At 37.5% G+C, this 16525-nt stretch carries 16 protein-coding genes and 1 pseudogene; 12 read left to right on the forward strand and 5 right to left on the reverse strand.

What is annotated here, in order from left to right; genetic code table 11:
- The first annotated feature begins 158 nt into the window (after positions 1-158).
- From ACN19N_RS12130 to ACN19N_RS12150, 5 genes are all read left to right on the forward strand, one after another.
- Positions 159-881: a YgfZ/GcvT domain-containing protein gene (locus tag ACN19N_RS12130; protein WP_420001414.1), complete on the forward strand. Its 723-nt coding sequence runs from the start codon at positions 159-161 to the stop codon at positions 879-881.
- A 161-nt stretch (positions 882-1042) separates the two neighbouring features.
- Positions 1043-1735 (forward strand): DsbC family protein, encoded by a 693-nt coding sequence (locus ACN19N_RS12135; protein ID WP_420001415.1) that lies wholly within the window; start codon positions 1043-1045, stop codon positions 1733-1735.
- A gap of 12 nt (positions 1736-1747) precedes the next feature.
- On the forward strand, positions 1748-2068 hold the full coding sequence (locus ACN19N_RS12140) for a low molecular weight protein tyrosine phosphatase family protein (RefSeq protein WP_269238406.1): 321 nt from the start codon (positions 1748-1750) through the stop codon (positions 2066-2068).
- 74 nt (positions 2069-2142) lie between these two features.
- Positions 2143-2874 (forward strand): DsbC family protein, encoded by a 732-nt coding sequence (locus tag ACN19N_RS12145; RefSeq protein WP_420001416.1) that lies wholly within the window; start codon positions 2143-2145, stop codon positions 2872-2874.
- A gap of 217 nt (positions 2875-3091) precedes the next feature.
- On the forward strand, positions 3092-3895 hold the full coding sequence (locus ACN19N_RS12150; RefSeq protein WP_269238408.1) for a tetratricopeptide repeat protein: 804 nt from the start codon (positions 3092-3094) through the stop codon (positions 3893-3895).
- Between the two features lie 46 nt (positions 3896-3941).
- Here ACN19N_RS12150 and ACN19N_RS12155 read toward each other — a convergent pair.
- Positions 3942-4631, reverse strand: a pseudogene (locus ACN19N_RS12155) (TonB-dependent receptor domain-containing protein); the annotation flags it as partial.
- A 219-nt stretch (positions 4632-4850) separates the two neighbouring features.
- Between ACN19N_RS12155 and mutM the strand changes: the two are divergent.
- Both mutM and ACN19N_RS12165 read left to right on the forward strand, forming a co-directional pair.
- Entirely contained in the window at positions 4851-5672 is an 822-nt protein-coding gene (gene mutM / locus ACN19N_RS12160) for a bifunctional DNA-formamidopyrimidine glycosylase/DNA-(apurinic or apyrimidinic site) lyase (RefSeq protein ID WP_420001417.1), read from the forward strand.
- Positions 5673-5705: 33 nt separating this feature from the next.
- On the forward strand, positions 5706-5996 hold the full coding sequence (locus tag ACN19N_RS12165) for a peptidylprolyl isomerase (RefSeq protein WP_004664683.1): 291 nt from the start codon (positions 5706-5708) through the stop codon (positions 5994-5996).
- 41 nt (positions 5997-6037) lie between these two features.
- Here the strand turns inward: ACN19N_RS12165 and ACN19N_RS12170 are convergent, their stop codons facing one another.
- The 3 genes from ACN19N_RS12170 to typA form a co-directional block, all read right to left on the reverse strand.
- Positions 6038-6376, reverse strand: a complete 339-nt coding sequence (locus ACN19N_RS12170) for a gamma-glutamylcyclotransferase family protein (RefSeq protein WP_269238410.1) — start codon at positions 6374-6376, stop codon at positions 6038-6040.
- Between the two features lie 148 nt (positions 6377-6524).
- Entirely contained in the window at positions 6525-6953 is a 429-nt protein-coding gene (mscL, locus tag ACN19N_RS12175) for a large conductance mechanosensitive channel protein MscL (RefSeq protein ID WP_269228596.1), read from the reverse strand.
- Between the two features lie 246 nt (positions 6954-7199).
- On the reverse strand, positions 7200-9035 hold the full coding sequence (gene typA, locus ACN19N_RS12180) for a translational GTPase TypA (RefSeq protein ID WP_241334970.1): 1836 nt from the start codon (positions 9033-9035) through the stop codon (positions 7200-7202).
- A gap of 176 nt (positions 9036-9211) precedes the next feature.
- Here typA and ACN19N_RS12185 point away from each other — a divergent pair, with 176 nt between their 5' ends.
- The 5 genes from ACN19N_RS12185 to ACN19N_RS12205 all read left to right on the forward strand — a co-directional run bounded on the left by ACN19N_RS12185 (position 9212) and on the right by ACN19N_RS12205 (position 15018).
- On the forward strand, positions 9212-10570 hold the full coding sequence (locus ACN19N_RS12185) for a uracil-xanthine permease family protein (RefSeq protein WP_420001418.1): 1359 nt from the start codon (positions 9212-9214) through the stop codon (positions 10568-10570).
- 62 nt (positions 10571-10632) lie between these two features.
- Positions 10633-11658, forward strand: a complete 1026-nt coding sequence (locus ACN19N_RS12190) for a methyltransferase (protein WP_420001419.1) — start codon at positions 10633-10635, stop codon at positions 11656-11658.
- Between the two features lie 278 nt (positions 11659-11936).
- Positions 11937-13394: an amino acid permease gene (locus ACN19N_RS12195; protein ID WP_420001420.1), complete on the forward strand. Its 1458-nt coding sequence runs from the start codon at positions 11937-11939 to the stop codon at positions 13392-13394.
- A 255-nt stretch (positions 13395-13649) separates the two neighbouring features.
- Positions 13650-14855 (forward strand): RtcB family protein, encoded by a 1206-nt coding sequence (locus ACN19N_RS12200; RefSeq protein WP_420001421.1) that lies wholly within the window; start codon positions 13650-13652, stop codon positions 14853-14855.
- A gap of 4 nt (positions 14856-14859) precedes the next feature.
- A complete protein-coding gene (locus tag ACN19N_RS12205) occupies positions 14860-15018 on the forward strand; it encodes a hypothetical protein (RefSeq protein ID WP_005162067.1) in 159 nt (52 codons plus the stop codon).
- A gap of 146 nt (positions 15019-15164) precedes the next feature.
- Here ACN19N_RS12205 and omp38 read toward each other — a convergent pair whose 3' ends face one another.
- Complete coding sequence (gene omp38, locus ACN19N_RS12210; RefSeq protein ID WP_269228601.1) at positions 15165-16217, reverse strand: outer membrane protein Omp38; 1053 nt, start codon at positions 16215-16217, stop codon at positions 15165-15167.
- Between the last annotated feature and the right edge of the window lie 308 nt (positions 16218-16525).

Here is a 16525-nt window from a genome sequence, read left to right on the forward strand (position 1 = left end):
ACTCGTGCATCTATCATAGCGATTTAGTGATGAAATACTATTCCTTCAATCGCTCAATTGAACCCGAATATCTAGAATCTAAAGCTGCTTTTTTGTAAAAAATGGCGCAAAATAGCACTCCATATTTAGTGATAAGAACGCAGCTTTAGGATTAATCTATGAGTCAGCTTGCTTTTACTGCTTTTAGCTTAAATGGTGTAGATGCGCAAAAATTTCTACAGGGTCAAGTGACTATTCATGTAGAACGTCTCCCTGAAAATGAAAATCGCTATACCGCTATTTGTGACTTAAAAGGACGTATTCATTTTGGGCTATGGATTAAAAGATTAAATCCAGAAAGTTTTGAACTTGTAACCACCCAAGATCAAGCCGAAGAGTTTTCCAAACACATTAAAAAGTTTGGTGCTTTTTCAAAAATGAAATTAGAAGAAATAGGATCTGTTTTTCCTTCATTAAATGGCATTCAGACTGAATTTTCTTCTGTAGAGACAGACATCGATGGTTGGCAAATTCAAGCGATTCAGTCAGGTCAAGCATGGATTAGTCAAAGTACAGAACACCTATTTCAACCACAAGAACTACGTTTGCATCAACGTGATGGTGTACATTTTGATAAAGGCTGTTATTTAGGTCAGGAAATTGTGGCACGTCTATGGTTTAAAGCAAAACCCAAACATTGGTTACATTTAATCCAAGCCAAAGATACTGTTCCTTCTCCTGCTAGCCAGCTAAGTAAAGATGTTGAGATTGTGAATAGTGCTGCATTTGAAGATGGCTATATCGCACTTGTAATTGCAAAACCAGCAGCTTTAGAAGAACTTGGTGTAAAGGTTTTAGATTTACCTGAAGTATTAAATGGTGATGTAGCACGACCACAATAATCATTTTAAACAAAAGCCCTTTTACTAGGGCTTTTTAATTATAAATAAGATCCTTTAATTAAAATTAAGCATATACTCTTATTTAAAACAAATACTTTTTTATTTTATTCAATTTATCGGAATTAGCTGTGCTCAAGTCTACATTACTTTTTATGATTACAATGTCTACCGCTTTATTTAATATGCAATCTAGTTTTGCTAACACAGAAAAAATTAATCAAAGAATCCAAAGCCTCCCTAATGAATTAAAACCAGAATTTATAGATAAAACACCTATTCCAAATCTTTATACTCTTTCAAACATCAGAGGCTCTATATGGATAGATGATTCTGGTCGATATTTAATTTCTGGAGACATTATTGATCTTGAAAATATGCACAACATAGCGGACTTCAACTATCAAAAGCATTATGCAATTAACCCCAAACAACTACCCACTGCAAATGCATTAAAAGAGATCAAAGGAAATGGTGAAAGAGTTTTATATGTTTTTGCCGATCCAGATTGTCCTGCTTGTCAGGCCTTACAAGGTATTCTTGAAGAGGTGGATAACATAACGATCTATACATTCCCTATGGGTTTAACACATCTACACCCCTCAGCGATTGAAACATCTAAGAATATTTGGTGCTCAAAAGATCCGATTAAAGCATGGAAAACCTATTTATTAGATGGCGATAAACCTAATCAAAGAAATAATTCATGTGATCAGCCTATAGATCAAAATATGATAATGACTAAAAAATATCGGATTAATTTGACACCAACGATATTTAATTCTAAAGGTCATAGAATTGTGGGAGTACCTGAACTCGAAAGTTTAGAAGATTTTATTAATAACACTAATCATTAATTTGGTACTGAATTGAATACTCTCTTTATTTGCAGTCGCAATCAATGGCGCAGTCCAACAGCCGAACGTATTTTCGCAAACGGGTATGGTCTACATACCCGTTCAGCAGGAACCAGTCGCAATGCTAAACATACGATTTCAATCAAAGATATTCTATGGGCTGAACAAATTTTTGTGATGGAATCTCGACACAAACAACAGATTAAAGAACAATTTTTCAAACAGCTACCACATAAGAAAGTGTTCGTGCTCGATATACCAGATGAATATCACTATATGGATCCCGAGCTGATTGAATTACTGCAATTGGCAATACGACCATATTTAAAATAAATTCTGATTTCACTTCTTGTCGAAAATATAAATGAGCGCTATTGTTCGACTATTCTCAACAATATCTCTGTCAAATGAAAATAACCATCAAAACTTGGCTATCAGCCTTATCACTGAGTCTATTAAGCTTACAAATAACACATGCTGATAGCAAAACCTTAGAACAAAACTTTAAACAAAATTATCCAGATATCCCCGTTACTTCAGTCACCTCATCTCCATTAAATGGAATTTATGAAGTCTATGTGTCTGGCAAGATTATCTATACAGATGAAAATGCTAAATATCTTTTCTTTGGCAATTTACTCGATGTAAAAAATCAGAAAAACCTAACAGAAGATCGTATTTCTGAACTGAGTAAAATTGATGTAAAACAACTTCCTCTCAAGCAAGCGATTAAGCACATTAAAGGTAAAGGCGAACGTACTTTATATGTCTTTACTGATCCCGATTGCCCATATTGTCAAAAACTTGAACAATACATGATCTCTATCGATAATGTAACGGTCTACATTTTTTTATTCCCACTTAAGAAACTGCATCCACAAGCTGAAACTGCAGCAAATAAAATTTGGTGTGCAAAAAACCAATACGAGGCTTGGGAAGATTACATGCTACATCGTAAGCTAGCCCAAAATTCAGGTACATGTGAAACACCTGTACAGAAAAATATTGCTTTAGGACAAAATCTAGAAATTAGTGGGACACCTACAATCTTCCTTGAAAATGGCACTAGAGTCGCAGGCTTACCACAAAATGCTCAACAAATTGAACAACTTTTATTAGAAGCACAAACTAAAAAATAGTATCTGATTAAGTGGTGGCTTTTCAGTTGACTGGCAAGCCACCACTTACAACATAAGATTCTGATTTATATTAAATAATATAAAAATTAAAATAAATTAATTAAGCAAGATTTATACAAAATCTATATTTACATTTCACACCAAACTTTTATGATGAAGGCATTAAAAACTGCCATGTAATGGATTAAAGCAGATATCTGTGAAAGGAATAAATAAAATGAAAAAGTTGCTGATTGCCAGCTTAATTCTTGTTACAAGTCATTCAACATTTGCGGCTGATAGTAAAATAACTGCAAAACCAGATGCATTTGCTCAAGCAACTAAACTATACGAAGCAAAAAACTACCCTGCTGCATTTCAAGAAATGCAACGTCTCGCTGATACAGGTAATGCCCAAGCAATTTATAACCTAGGTTATATGACTCAAGTTGGTCAAGGCACAGTAAAGGATGAAAAGAAAGCCGTACAACATTATCAAGATGCATCAAATAAAGGCTTTGCTCAAGCCAGTTATACATTAGCACAGGCTTATCATAAAGGTGATTTGGGCATCACTAAAAATAATCAAAAATATAAAGAGTATTTAGATAAAGCGTCGAAACAAGGCTCTGATGAAGCCATTGTTGAAACTGCAAAAATTTTATTTGAGCAAGGCAAACCTGAATACGATCAGATCGCTGTTCAGAAACTATTACCATTGCTACGGAAAGATTATTATCCAGCAAAACATCTCAAGACAATCTACGATTTGAGTGTTGGCGTTAAAAATAAAAATCCTGTTATGCAATCACAGGCGATTGATAGCATCAAAGATTTAGCTAAAAAAGGTTATGCACCATCTTTAATGGTTCTCGGTAATATGTTAGCAAATGGAGGTATTGTTGACCAAGATTTAGAGCAGGCAAAAAATATTTTTGCTCGCTTAGCAGCAGCTAACTATCCAAATGCGAAGGAATCGTTGGCTAAAGTTGAAGAAGCAATTGCTGCAAAAAAAGCAGCTTCAGTAAAAACAAAGAACTAATAATCAATTCAGCAGCACTCCCACCCTAAAGAGTGCTGCTTTTTATTTAAAATTGTTTGCTTAACTTAATCCCAGCACTCCAATTTCGTCCATCCGCAGGTTCAAAGAAACGATTATTTCCTTCATTCACAATCACTGAACCGATATATTTTTTATTAAATAAATTATCTATACGGGTAAATCCATTTAAACTCCAATCCGTATAGCGAAATATATATCCTGTATAAGCCGATGTGATTGTATAACTCTCTGCTGCATCACCATTCATATCATTCACATAAACTTTATCCATGAATTGGGTATCGAATCCAGCATAAAAACCCTGTTCTGGTTTCCAAGAAAAACCAATGAAAGCTTGGTTCTTTGCAATGCCAGGAATGGCATTGCCTTCAGGGATTTGAGCAACTTTTCCAATCGTGGGTACTGTAGAGTCAAAAGTTGCATCTAAATAGGCATAACTTGCATTAAGAACTAAATCTTTCCAAAACTTTTTATTCCATGCAAATTCAACGCCCTTACGTAAAGTCTTTTCAGCATTACAAAAGGTTGCTCGCCCACCTATATTTTCTGCAGCGACAATATCGTCTTTGGTCTGAATATAGAATGTTGCCAAATTAAAATCACCAAATACATTTGATGATTTTAAGCCTAGCTCATAATTATCACTTTTAGAGGGTTTTAAATCTAAGCTACTTGCTCCACCTTGTGCAGGATAAGCGATCTCCGTAAACGTCGGTACGGTTCAGTATGAAAATTCCTTGTTTCACAGAATTTAAAGGCAAGCTTTTTAAAGTAAGTATTTCATTATTTTATAATTAGATTAGATCTTTAACCTTAGCTAAAAAAACCAAAAATCAATTTTAATGATGATTAGCTAATCAAATTAAATATCGTCATAATTGTAAGTTAAACATTTGCCCTCATTGTATTGTTGTTGAAACAACTTGAGCTCACTATGCCCGAACTTCCTGAAGTTGAAACCACAAAAACCAGTTTACTGCCGCTTTTAGAGCAACGTGTACAAGCTGTAAGAGTACACAATCCTAGTTTGCGCTGGCCTATCCCTGATGATCTTGAAAAATTAATTGGTCAACGTTTAATTCAACTCAAACGTCGTTCCAAATATATTTTGGCTGAATTCGAACAAGATCAAATGCTTTGGCACTTAGGTATGTCAGGAAGCTTTCGCCTATGTCAATCCAGTGATGAATTAAAAAAGCATGATCATCTTGTAATCGAATTTGAAGATCAACAACTCCGCTACCATGACCCACGGCGCTTTGGGTGTATCCTGTGGTTAGATGAAACCAATCAAAGTAAATTGATTGATACGCTAGGCCCAGAACCATTAACTGAAGATTTTAATCCAACATATTTGCATGAAAAATTAGCTAAAAAAAATGTCGGCATCAAAATTGCTTTAATGGATAACCATGTAGTGGTTGGTGTGGGCAATATTTATGCAACTGAAAGTTTATTCAACATCGGGGTTCATCCTGCACAACCTGCTTCGACGCTGAGCAAAGCACAAGTGGAAAAGTTAGTCATCGAAGTAAAACGCATCTTAAAACAAGCAATTGATTTAGGTGGTTCAACTTTACGTGATTATAGTAATGCCATGGGTGAAAATGGCTATTTTCAGCAGACCCTTTTAGCTTATGGTCGCGCAGGTGAAATGTGTGTTAATTGTGAAACTACATTAGAAAACTTAAAGTTAGGTCAACGCGCTAGTGTATTTTGTCCACAATGCCAGCCTTTGAAACCAAGCAAAGTATAGATCATTTAAGATACAATCAAGGAGAACAACCTTATGCAAACTGCAATTGTTCGACATATTCTCGTCAAAGATAAAGACTTAGCCGAACAGCTAAAAAAACGAATTCAGTCTGGTGCTGATTTTAGCAAAATCGCCAAACAATACTCTACTTGCAACTCAGCTAAACGTGGAGGCGAACTCGGTGAAGTGAAAAAGGGGCAATTAGTCCCTGTTATTGATAAATTAGTTTTTACAGCAGCAGAACGAATCTTACACGGCCCGATCAAAAGCCAATTTGGTTTTCACTTAATTGAAGTGAAATTTCGCATGGATGGCTTAAGATAATAGTTTGAGCTTAATTATTTTAAGCTCTCTCCTCTTCTCAGTTATTTTAATTCTTGCGGTTTCATCACATAAGTCCATGCATCTATTTTTTCTCCAGATTCCAAGATAACCTCAGCAATAACTCGCTCATATTGGAATCCTTCAAACTCATCTAACATTTGCCAGTTTTGTTCTAATTTTTCCGTGCTGAATAAATATCCCATGATTAATGGATCTTGTTCAGCTAAAACTAAGGCTGGTAAACCTTTGTCTGGCCCCCAATCTAAAATATGAATTGTGCCGTGTACCGATGCTTTTTGCCAATCTCCACCGATTCCACCCAAAATATGCGCATTTTCTCGGTTTGGGCAAAGTGTGCCATAGACAAATAGTTGGTTCATGATTGCTGTTCCATTCAAATATGCACAATATTTTAAAGTCAAATCTTGCAATTTTCCATGTAAAAGCTTGCGTTCCAAATATGGAATTATCTATTTCCAATAAAAAACGGCATTTTTAAATGCCGTTTTTTATGAAAATAATAAGTACTTATTTTTTCAAAGAGTCTCTAATTTCACGTAATAATTGAATATCTTCAGGTGTAGGCGCTGGTGCTGCTGGCGCTGCTTCTTCTTGTTTACGCATACGATTCATTACTTTCACCATAAGAAACACAACCCATGCCAAAATAATGAAATTAATAAAGATGGTTAAGAAATTACCATAGGTTAAAACATTGACACCTGCTTTCGTTAATTGATCTAAAGACTGTAAATTATTTGGATTGTCTCCTAGCACAATAAACTTCTGCGTAAAATCAACACCCCCGCCAGTAATAACTGAAATAAGTGGCATGATGATATCTTTCACCAATGAATCAATTATTTTACCAAATGCACCACCAATGATGACACCAATGGCAAGATCCATCATATTGCCTTTGATGGCAAATTCTTTAAATTCTTGAATAATACTCATTTATAACTCTCCAGAGTTGAACTTAGTTGCATCCTGTTTTTGCATTGTTTATTACGCAGTTGCAGCGATCCACATAATGTTGATAATTTAATATTTTTACAAAAAAAAGAAAGTTATTTCACACTTTAACAACACTTTTTTATTTTAATAAAAATATATGTTTAAGCATGTCCCTACCCTGAAATTTATGCAATAAAAAACCGCTAAATAAATTTAGCGGTTTTTTCATTTTTCAGTGAAGAAAAATTATTTATCACGGTTACGCTTACGTTCGTTTTCAGTTAAGTAACGTTTACGAATACGAATCGATTTTGGTGTTACTTCAACTAACTCATCATCTTCAATGAATTCAAGTGCTTGTTCAAGCGTGTATTCAATTGCCGGTGTTAAAGTTAAAGCTTCATCAGTACCTGATGCACGTACGTTAGTTAACTGTTTCGCTTTAGTTGGGTTAACAGTCATATCGTCTGAACGAGAGTTGATACCGATGATCATACCTTCGTAAACTTCTAACTGTGGTTTAGCAAATAAGCGACCACGGTCTTGCAGTGTGAACAGTGCATAGCCCAAGCAAACGCCTTGAACCATTGAAATCAACACACCATTTTGACGTTTCGCAACAGTACCTTGTTTAGCCGGACCGTAATGCGAGAAGCTTGATGTCATAATCCCTGTACCAGAAGTCATGGTTAAGAATTCTGAACGGAATCCAATTAAACCACGTGATGGAACAGTCGCTTCAATACGCATACGACCTTTACCATCAACTTCCATATTGGTCATTTCACCTTTACGGAAGCCCATTTGCTCCATTACAGCACCTTGATGTTGATCTTCAACATCAAACGTTACGTTTTCGTATGGTTCTTGCTTCTCACCATCAATTTCTTTCATGATTACTTGTGGACGAGAAACACCCATCTCAAAGCCTTCACGACGCATTGTTTCAATCAATACTGAAAGGTGAAGTTCACCACGACCAGAAACTTTGAAACGGTCAGGACTATCAGTATCTTCAACACGTAATGCTACGTTATGAATCAACTCACGCTCTAAACGTTCACGAATATTACGTGAAGTTACGAATTTACCTTCTTTACCAGCAAACGGTGAATTGTTTACTTGGAATGTCATCGAAACTGTAGGTTCATCTACAGACAATGGCGGTAAAGCTTCAACTGCTTTCGGATCACAAATTGTGTCAGAAATATTGAGTGCATCAATACCTGTGATACATACGATATCGCCTGCAGATGCTTCTTCAACATCAATACGTTCTAAACCGTGGTAACCCATGATTTTTAAGATACGACCGTTACGTGTCTTACCTTCTTTATCAATTACAGTTACTTGCGTGTTTAATTTTACTGAACCACGTTGAATACGACCCACACCGATTACACCAACGAAACTGTTATAGTCAAGTGATGAAATCTGCATTTGGAATGGACCATCAACATCAACTGCTGGCGGTTCTACGATATCTACGATCGTTTGGAACAATGGTGTCATATCTTCCGCTAATTCTTCAGGAGAAGGACCAGCTACACCACGTAAACCAGAGGCGTAAACGATTGGGAAATCTAACTGTTCATCAGTTGCACCCAAGTTATCAAACAAGTCAAATACTTGATCGATTACCCAGTCACAACGTGCACTTGGCTTATCAACTTTGTTGATAATTACGATTGGCTTCAACCCACGCGCAAACGCTTTTTGCGTTACGAAACGAGTTTGTGGCATTGGACCTTCTTGAGAGTCAACAAGAAGCAATACGCAGTCAACCATCGACATTACACGTTCAACTTCACCACCGAAGTCCGCATGTCCCGGGGTGTCTACAATATTGATGCGGTATTCAGTGTTTGTACGTGCATCTAACCATTTGATTGCAGTGTTTTTTGCAAGAATGGTAATACCACGTTCACTTTCAAGCGCATTCGAGTCCATGACACGCTCAATCTCACCTGCACGGTCACCCAAAGCACCAGATTGTTGAAGTAATTTATCGACAAGCGTGGTTTTACCGTGGTCGACGTGCGCAATAATTGCGATATTGCGGAGATTCTTAATATCAGACATAGAATTCGATACGCTTAAAATTTGAGGGCAGATTATATAGAAAAATCCTAAACTTTAGTAGTGACAGTTTGTTGACATGAAACTTTTTTTCGGACGAACTGTTTCAGAATCGTTGGTAAAGTAGGCTAACTCTATTAGAATATTCCACTATTGCTTATCGCTTTTCTTATACTCCCATGTCAAATTCTCAGCCCCAACAGCCACTTGATCTCGTCTACGGACTCAATGATCGCCCAAAACCGTTCATCGCATTTTTAGCGGCTTTACAACATCTTTTAGCAATTTTAGTCCCAATTGTTACTCCAGGATTGTTAAATTGCTTAGCGCTTGGTGTATCTCGTGAAGACACCAATATGATCCTGTCGATGTCTCTGATCATCTCAGGAATTGCAACCTTTTTACAGTGTAAAAAAGTTGGTCCTTTCGGTGCAGGACTGCTCATTGTTCAAGGGACAAGTTTTAATTTTATCGGTCCAATCATTGGTATTGGTAGTGCTATGGTTGCTGCAGGTACGCCTGTTGAGCAAGTGATGGCTGCTATTTTCGGTGTCGTAATTGCAGGTTCATTTATTGAAATGGGCGTGTCTCGGATTCTACCTTGGGTAAAACAATTAATTACCCCTTTAGTTACAGGTATCGTTGTTCTCTTAATTGGTTTAACACTGATTAAAGAAGGTCTGATTAGCATGGGAGGCGGTTATATGGCCATGCAAGATCATACTTTTGCCAATACAGACAATCTGATCATGTCCTGTACAGTACTGGCAGTCATTATTCTATTGAATCGTGTTCAAATTATTTGGGTAAAAAGTTCAGCAATTTTAATCGCATTGGTGATTGGTTACATTCTTGCAGGCTTTATAGGTCATTTAAACTTTTCCGTATTGCAAGATGCACCATTAATTCAGATTCCTACGCCGATGCACTTTGGATTAAGCTTCTCTTGGAGCTTATTCATTCCAATGGCATTCATCTATCTCGTCACTTCACTCGAAGCGATTGGTGATGTCACAGCAACTAGTAAGATTTCAAATCAGCCTGTCGATGGCCCAATGTGGATGCAACGCATTAAAGGTGGTGTACTTGTGAATGGTGCTAACTCATTTTTAGCTGGTATCTTCAACACCTTCCCAAGTTCAGTGTTTGCACAAAATAATGGTGTGATTCAACTCACTGGTGTGGCAAGTCGTTATGTCGGGATCTGGATTGCAATCTTATTGATCATTTTAGGTCTCTTCCCTGCTGTTGCCGCAGTCATTCAAGCTGTTCCCCAAGCAGTGCTAGGTGGTGCGGTAATGGTAATGTTTGGTGCGGTGGCTGCATCTGGTATCAATATTCTGTCAAGTATTCATCTTGACCGCCGCGCTTTGCTGATTATTGCGATTTCTCTTGCATTAGGTTTAGGTGTAGCACAAGTTCCACAAATCCTTGAACATCTTCCTGAATTATTCAAAAACATTTTCAGCTCAGGTGTTGCAACGGGTGGTATTGCAGCGTTGATTTTAAATATTGTTTTACCTGAAACTCAAAAATAGTCTTTTAACCATCGTAATTGTCCAGTTTCACCACTGGGCTTTATTTGTGATGAGAGATCAAAATGGATCCACGTAGTGAAGTCGTTATACGACAACAAGATTATTTAAATGGGCAAATCTTACTGATTAATGCGCCCAATGATCAACTCGCCAAAAATTTACCTCACCAAGTACAAGCGTCTGTCTGGACTTGGAATTATGCTGATCATCAAGGTTTTCAAAGCACTGGTATAAATTCATATTTCTCAGTTGAGTTTCCACAAGCAAGTTTTGATCAGGTTGTTATTTTCGTTCCCAAATCTAAAGAGTTATTGAATTATATTCTTCATGTCGTGGTTAGCCAGTTAACACTCGGTCAAAGCGTATTTCTAGTGGGTGAAAAAAAAGGCGGTGTTGAACGTGCTGCAAAACAACTCCTGCAATATGGTAAAGCCTTTAAAATTGATAGTGCACGCCACTGTCAATTTTGGCACATGAAAATTGAAAAGAGAGAAATACACAAACCACTTGACCATTGGTTAAAAAACTATATTGTGCAAATTAATCAAGAACAGCTCAAAATCTGTGCTTTACCGGGTGTATTTAGTCAAGATCATTTAGATGTCGGAACAGCCGTATTACTCCCTTACCTGAGCCAAGTAAAATCAGGTAAGATTGTCGACTTTGGTTGCGGTGCTGGAATTATTAGTGCTTATTTAGCCAAAATAAATCCAAACCAGCACATTTTTGCACTTGATGTTGATGCATTTGCATTACGGTCTACTGAGTTCACTTTTCAAAAAAATGATCTGAACTTAGCACAGCTACATCTACAGCCTGTCACAAGTTTTGTTGATGCGCCTAAAGATCTAGATGCCATCGTAAGTAATCCACCTTTTCATCAAGGCATTCATACTAATTACGATGCAAGTGAAGAGCTCTGCCAATTGGCGAAAAAGCATCTGAAGAGCTCAGGTGAACTATGGATAGTGGCGAATCGTTTTCTAAATTATCCACTTCTGATAGAGCAGAGCTTTGGTCAATGTCTTGTGAAAGCAGATCAACAGGGATTCAAAGTATTATATGCCTGTGCAAACAGGGTCAGCTGATACTTTATCTATGGTTGCGGAAGAGAATATTTTTTAGGCGGTATAAGGCATGGGTGATGAAATTTAGTGATTCTAAATAAATCAGCCATAACGCTATAGCGGCAAAAAATATTCCTACCCCGAAGAGTTATGGTTGAAATTCCCTCACTCTTCGTTATGAAACTTAGTAATAGGGTCGCTATTACTTTCGTTTCATGCCTTGATTGATGAAATTTTAGCCTATAACGCAACCCAGATATAAAGTGTCAACAGACCCTTATACAGTTTAAGGAATTTTTATGAGCGATACATCTGCTCCTCAACACCTTCAGCGTCAGCTCGGAGCACGTCACCTGAATATGATTGCCATTGGTGGATCTATTGGTACAGGCTTATTCCTTGCCTCGGGTTCGACCATTGCAACAGCAGGTCCTGGTGGTGCATTATTGGCCTATGCCCTCATTGGGATCATGATTTATTTCTTGATGACCAGTTTAGGCGAACTAGCCACACATAATCCAACCTCTGGCGCATTCTTTACCTATGGCAATCGCTATGTCGAAGATGGTTTCGGCTTTGCCTTAGGTTGGAACTATTGGTATAACTGGGCAATCACTGTTGCTTTTGAACTGGTCGCAGTTCAATTCATCATGAAATTTTGGTTCCCCGATATTCCAGGGTTCTACTGGAGTGCAATCTTCCTTGCGATTATTTTTGCGATTAATGCATTGACGGTAAAAGGCTTTGGTGAAAGTGAATTCTTATTTTCTTTGATTAAAGTGATTGCAATCATTGTGTTTATTATCATCGGTATCTGGATGATTGCTAAAATTATGATGACACCGAATGTATCAACCTTTCAACACTGGCATTATAAAGATGCACCGTTTGTTGGCGGCTTACAAGCCCTGATTGGTGTTGCCATGATCGCTGGGTTTTCCTTCCAAGGAACTGAAATGGTTGGTGTTGCAGCAGGTGAATCTAAAGATCCAAAGAAAACGATTCCTTTAGCCATTAAACAAATCTTCTGGCGTATTTTACTGTTTTATATCTTATGTATTTTTATCATTGGTACATTGGTGAGCTATGATGATCCGCTTCTATTAAAAGCTGCACAAAGTGAAGATATTGCACTCTCACCATTTACCTTACTTTATGAAAAAGCAGGCTTTGCCTTTGCTGCAAGCTTGATGAATGCAGTTATTCTCAGTGCGATTTTATCTGCAGGTAACTCTGGAATGTACTCATCTACACGTATGCTGTTCGATATGGCAAAAGAAGGACGAGCGCCAAAATGGTTCTCAAAACTTGATGCTCGTGGTGTACCCATGAATGCACTTTATGCAACCACTGCCGTTGCTGCTCTGTGCTTTTTGACCACATTTATCGGCGAAAAACAAGTATTTAACTGGTTATTAAATATGTCTGGGATGTGTGGTTTTATCGTTTGGTTAGGAATTGCAATTTCACATTATCGTTTCCGTAAAGGTTATATTGCTCAAGGTTATAAATTAGAAGATTTGGCTTACCGTGCCAAGTTTTTCCCATTTGCGCCATGGTTTGCCTTTATTCTGTGTTCAATCATTATTTTAGGACAAAACTATCAAGCTGTGCTAGGTGGTAAAGTTGATTGGTTAGGCTTAGTTTCAACCTATATCAGTATCCCATTATTTTTGGCGATCTGGTTGGGCTATAAATGGAAGCACAAAACTAAGTTGATTGCATATAAAGACATGAACGTGAAAGAAGGCGAATAAAAAACCAAAAATTCACTTGACCCTTAACTAAATATCAGTAGAATTAGTAGCTCATATTTTCAGCTGCACTATTATATAGGAGTACGACATGATGCCAGCACTACAAGGAACAACACTCTAAGATTTGGCATTGTCGACTCACGGACAAGTGTACAAATCCAATCATCACTTGTCCGAATGCTCTACTTAACCTAGCATTCGCTAGGTTTTTTTATGCCTATTCGGACGCAATATTAAAATACCCGAGAAAAGAAAATGGGCATACAAAAAATACTTAATGCTGATGCTGAATATGGCGTTCCAGTAAAAATATTCACGACTGATATTGATAGCGACAGCATTGAACAGCTAAAAAAAATGGCACAACTGCAATTTGTTTATTCACATATTGCTGTTATGCCTGATGTACATGTTGGCAAAGGTGCAACTGTAGGCAGCGTCATCCTCACAAAAAATGCAATTATTCCAGCTGCTGTCGGTGTTGATATTGGTTGCGGCATGAATGCAATTCGACTCAATCTCAAAGCATCACAGTTGCCAGATAATCTCGCACCTTTACGTCATGCAATTGAACGTAAAGTCCCTGTGGGTTTTGAGTTACATAAACAAATTAAGGCGAAAGCCTCAAGTATTATTCCACTGGAAAAACGCTTGCAACCCATCATCAAAAAGCATTCTGGACTGGTTCGGATGCTGCGAAAATTTGATGCGACATGGCAAAAACAACTCGGTACCTTAGGCGGTGGCAATCACTTTATCGAACTCTGCCTTGATGAAAACCAAGATGTTTGGGTCATGCTCCATTCAGGCAGCCGCGGCTTAGGCAATGTAATTGGGACTTATTTTATTGAACTGGCAAAGAAAGAAGCTCAACACCGTTTTGGACATGTGCCAGATAAAGATTTGAGCTATTTTGCTGAAGGTTCAAATAGCTTTGATGACTATGTTGAAGCAGTTGAATGGGCACAAGAATACGCTTTTGAAAATCGGCGTGAAATGATGCGCTTGATTTTAGAGGCTATTCGCCCTCTACTTCCCCCCTTTCAAATGACCAAAGAAGCAATTAATTGCCACCACAATTATGTCAGTCGAGAAAATCATTTTGGCGAAGACCTTCTGATCACACGTAAAGGTGCAATTCGAGCAGGTTTGGATGAATTTGGAATTATTCCTGGCTCAATGGGGGCACGCTCTTATATCGTGAGAGGCAAAGCCAATCCCGAATCCTTTTGCTCATGTTCACATGGTGCAGGACGAAAAATGAGCCGTAGTAAAGCCAAATTACTCTTTGGTCAAGAGGATTTGATTCAGCAGACCCAAGGTATTGAATGTCGTAAAGACAGTGGTGTAATTGACGAAATACCAAGTGCATATAAAGATATTGATCAAGTCATGGCAAACCAATCAGATTTAATCGAAATCGTGCACACCCTTAAACAAGTTCTATGTATAAAAGGTTAAATAGATGAAACTTAAAGCAATGCCTAAAATCAAAGTTCGTAATCCTGTTGCACTCTCCCCTTTACTACAAAAAGGAGGAATCCATGAAACGGAAAAACCTAGAGCTCAACACCGTCGTGAAAGACAAAATACCAAACAACAGCTTAGAAAAGAAGTTTGGTAAATTCTAGAAAATATTAATCAAACACATCAGTCAAATCATTTTGCAGGAGTAATCAAAATGTTTATATATTCAAATCACTTGTATACAAACCCATATAAAAAAGCGACTCATCAGAGTCGCTTTTTTATTCAGTTCAAAAACTCAAATTATTGAGCTTGTTGACCTGGTTGTACTAGAACAGTACGGCTACCAGTGATCGCAGCAAATACGCGACGGTTCATAGCACGACCTTCTTTAGTTTTGTTGTCAGCAATCGGTTGATCCCAAGCAAAACCTTGAGTCGTCAAACGAGTTGCATTCACGTTGTATTCATTTACAAGTGCAGACTTAACAGAGTTAGCACGCGCTAAAGATAAACGTTCGTTTAACTTACGTGGACCAGTGTTGTCAGTGTGACCTTCAATACGTGCAGTCGCATTCGGATATTCAGCTAATTTCTCAGCTACTTTCGCGATTTCAGACTTGTATTGTGGCTTGATGTCAGACTTGTTCGTATCAAAGAATACGCGAAGTTCCATGTTAAGATCTTCAGTCAACTCTTGTGGTTGTGGAGCAACTGGAGCAACTGGAGTTGGTTCAACTGGAGCAACTTCTACAACTGGAGCAGCTGGCTTCAAATGACCACCAAGAACGACATTTAAACCAGCAAGTGCTGTATAGTTCCAGAAGTTTTCATCGATGTTATAAGTACCACGAGCTTCTGTACGAAGAGATAAAGCATCATTTAAACGCCAGAAAGCACCAAAACCTGCATTACCTAAAGTACCTTCTTCTTTGTCACCACGAACACCGCGGTTAACATCATCAAAAGTATATTTATAATGACCAGCACCTAACAATACATATGGCTTAATTTTGCTGTCATAGTTTTTAGTGATTAAATCAGAAGTAACATAGAAGTTACCATTGATTTGCTGTTGTTTGTATTCAGCATTAGGACTAACTGCGTCTACATCACCTTTCACTTGGTTATATTCAGTTTCAAAACCTAACCATGGAGTCAATTCAACACCAATAGCAGCCCCAACGAATAAATCGTCTTGGATTTCAGGGCCATGTGTTAAATTTTCTGTGCTGTTGTTGTGCTTAGAATCTTGGAATGTGTAACCAAGCATTAATGGAGTTACTGTTACACCCGCATTAGCAGCAGCTAAAGGAGCAGCAACAAGCATAGCAAGTGCAATACGACTCAATTTCATGGATATCCTCCAGAGATAACAATTGTTTGTTGTTCAAGCTTAGCCTATGAGTTTTGGCCCTGCGAACATAAAAATGTTTACAGTATTATTTTTAAGCTATTCACTTCACTTTGAATCATACAAACACTTGATGAATTTTCCAAGTGCTTGATAACTTTAACCCCGCAAATTATTGACAAAATTTCTTACAATTTCCGTTGTAGTTCAGTAAATTTTCAATTCAACTTTAAAGTTCGAATAGCTTATTGTTCGCTTTCTTCAATTTTAGCAGTATTTGCTTGATGAAGTAATGGTTAGTTTTTCTAATA

The organism is Acinetobacter sp. LF10 (assembly GCF_048585715.1).
GTDB lineage: Bacteria > Pseudomonadota > Gammaproteobacteria > Pseudomonadales > Moraxellaceae > Acinetobacter.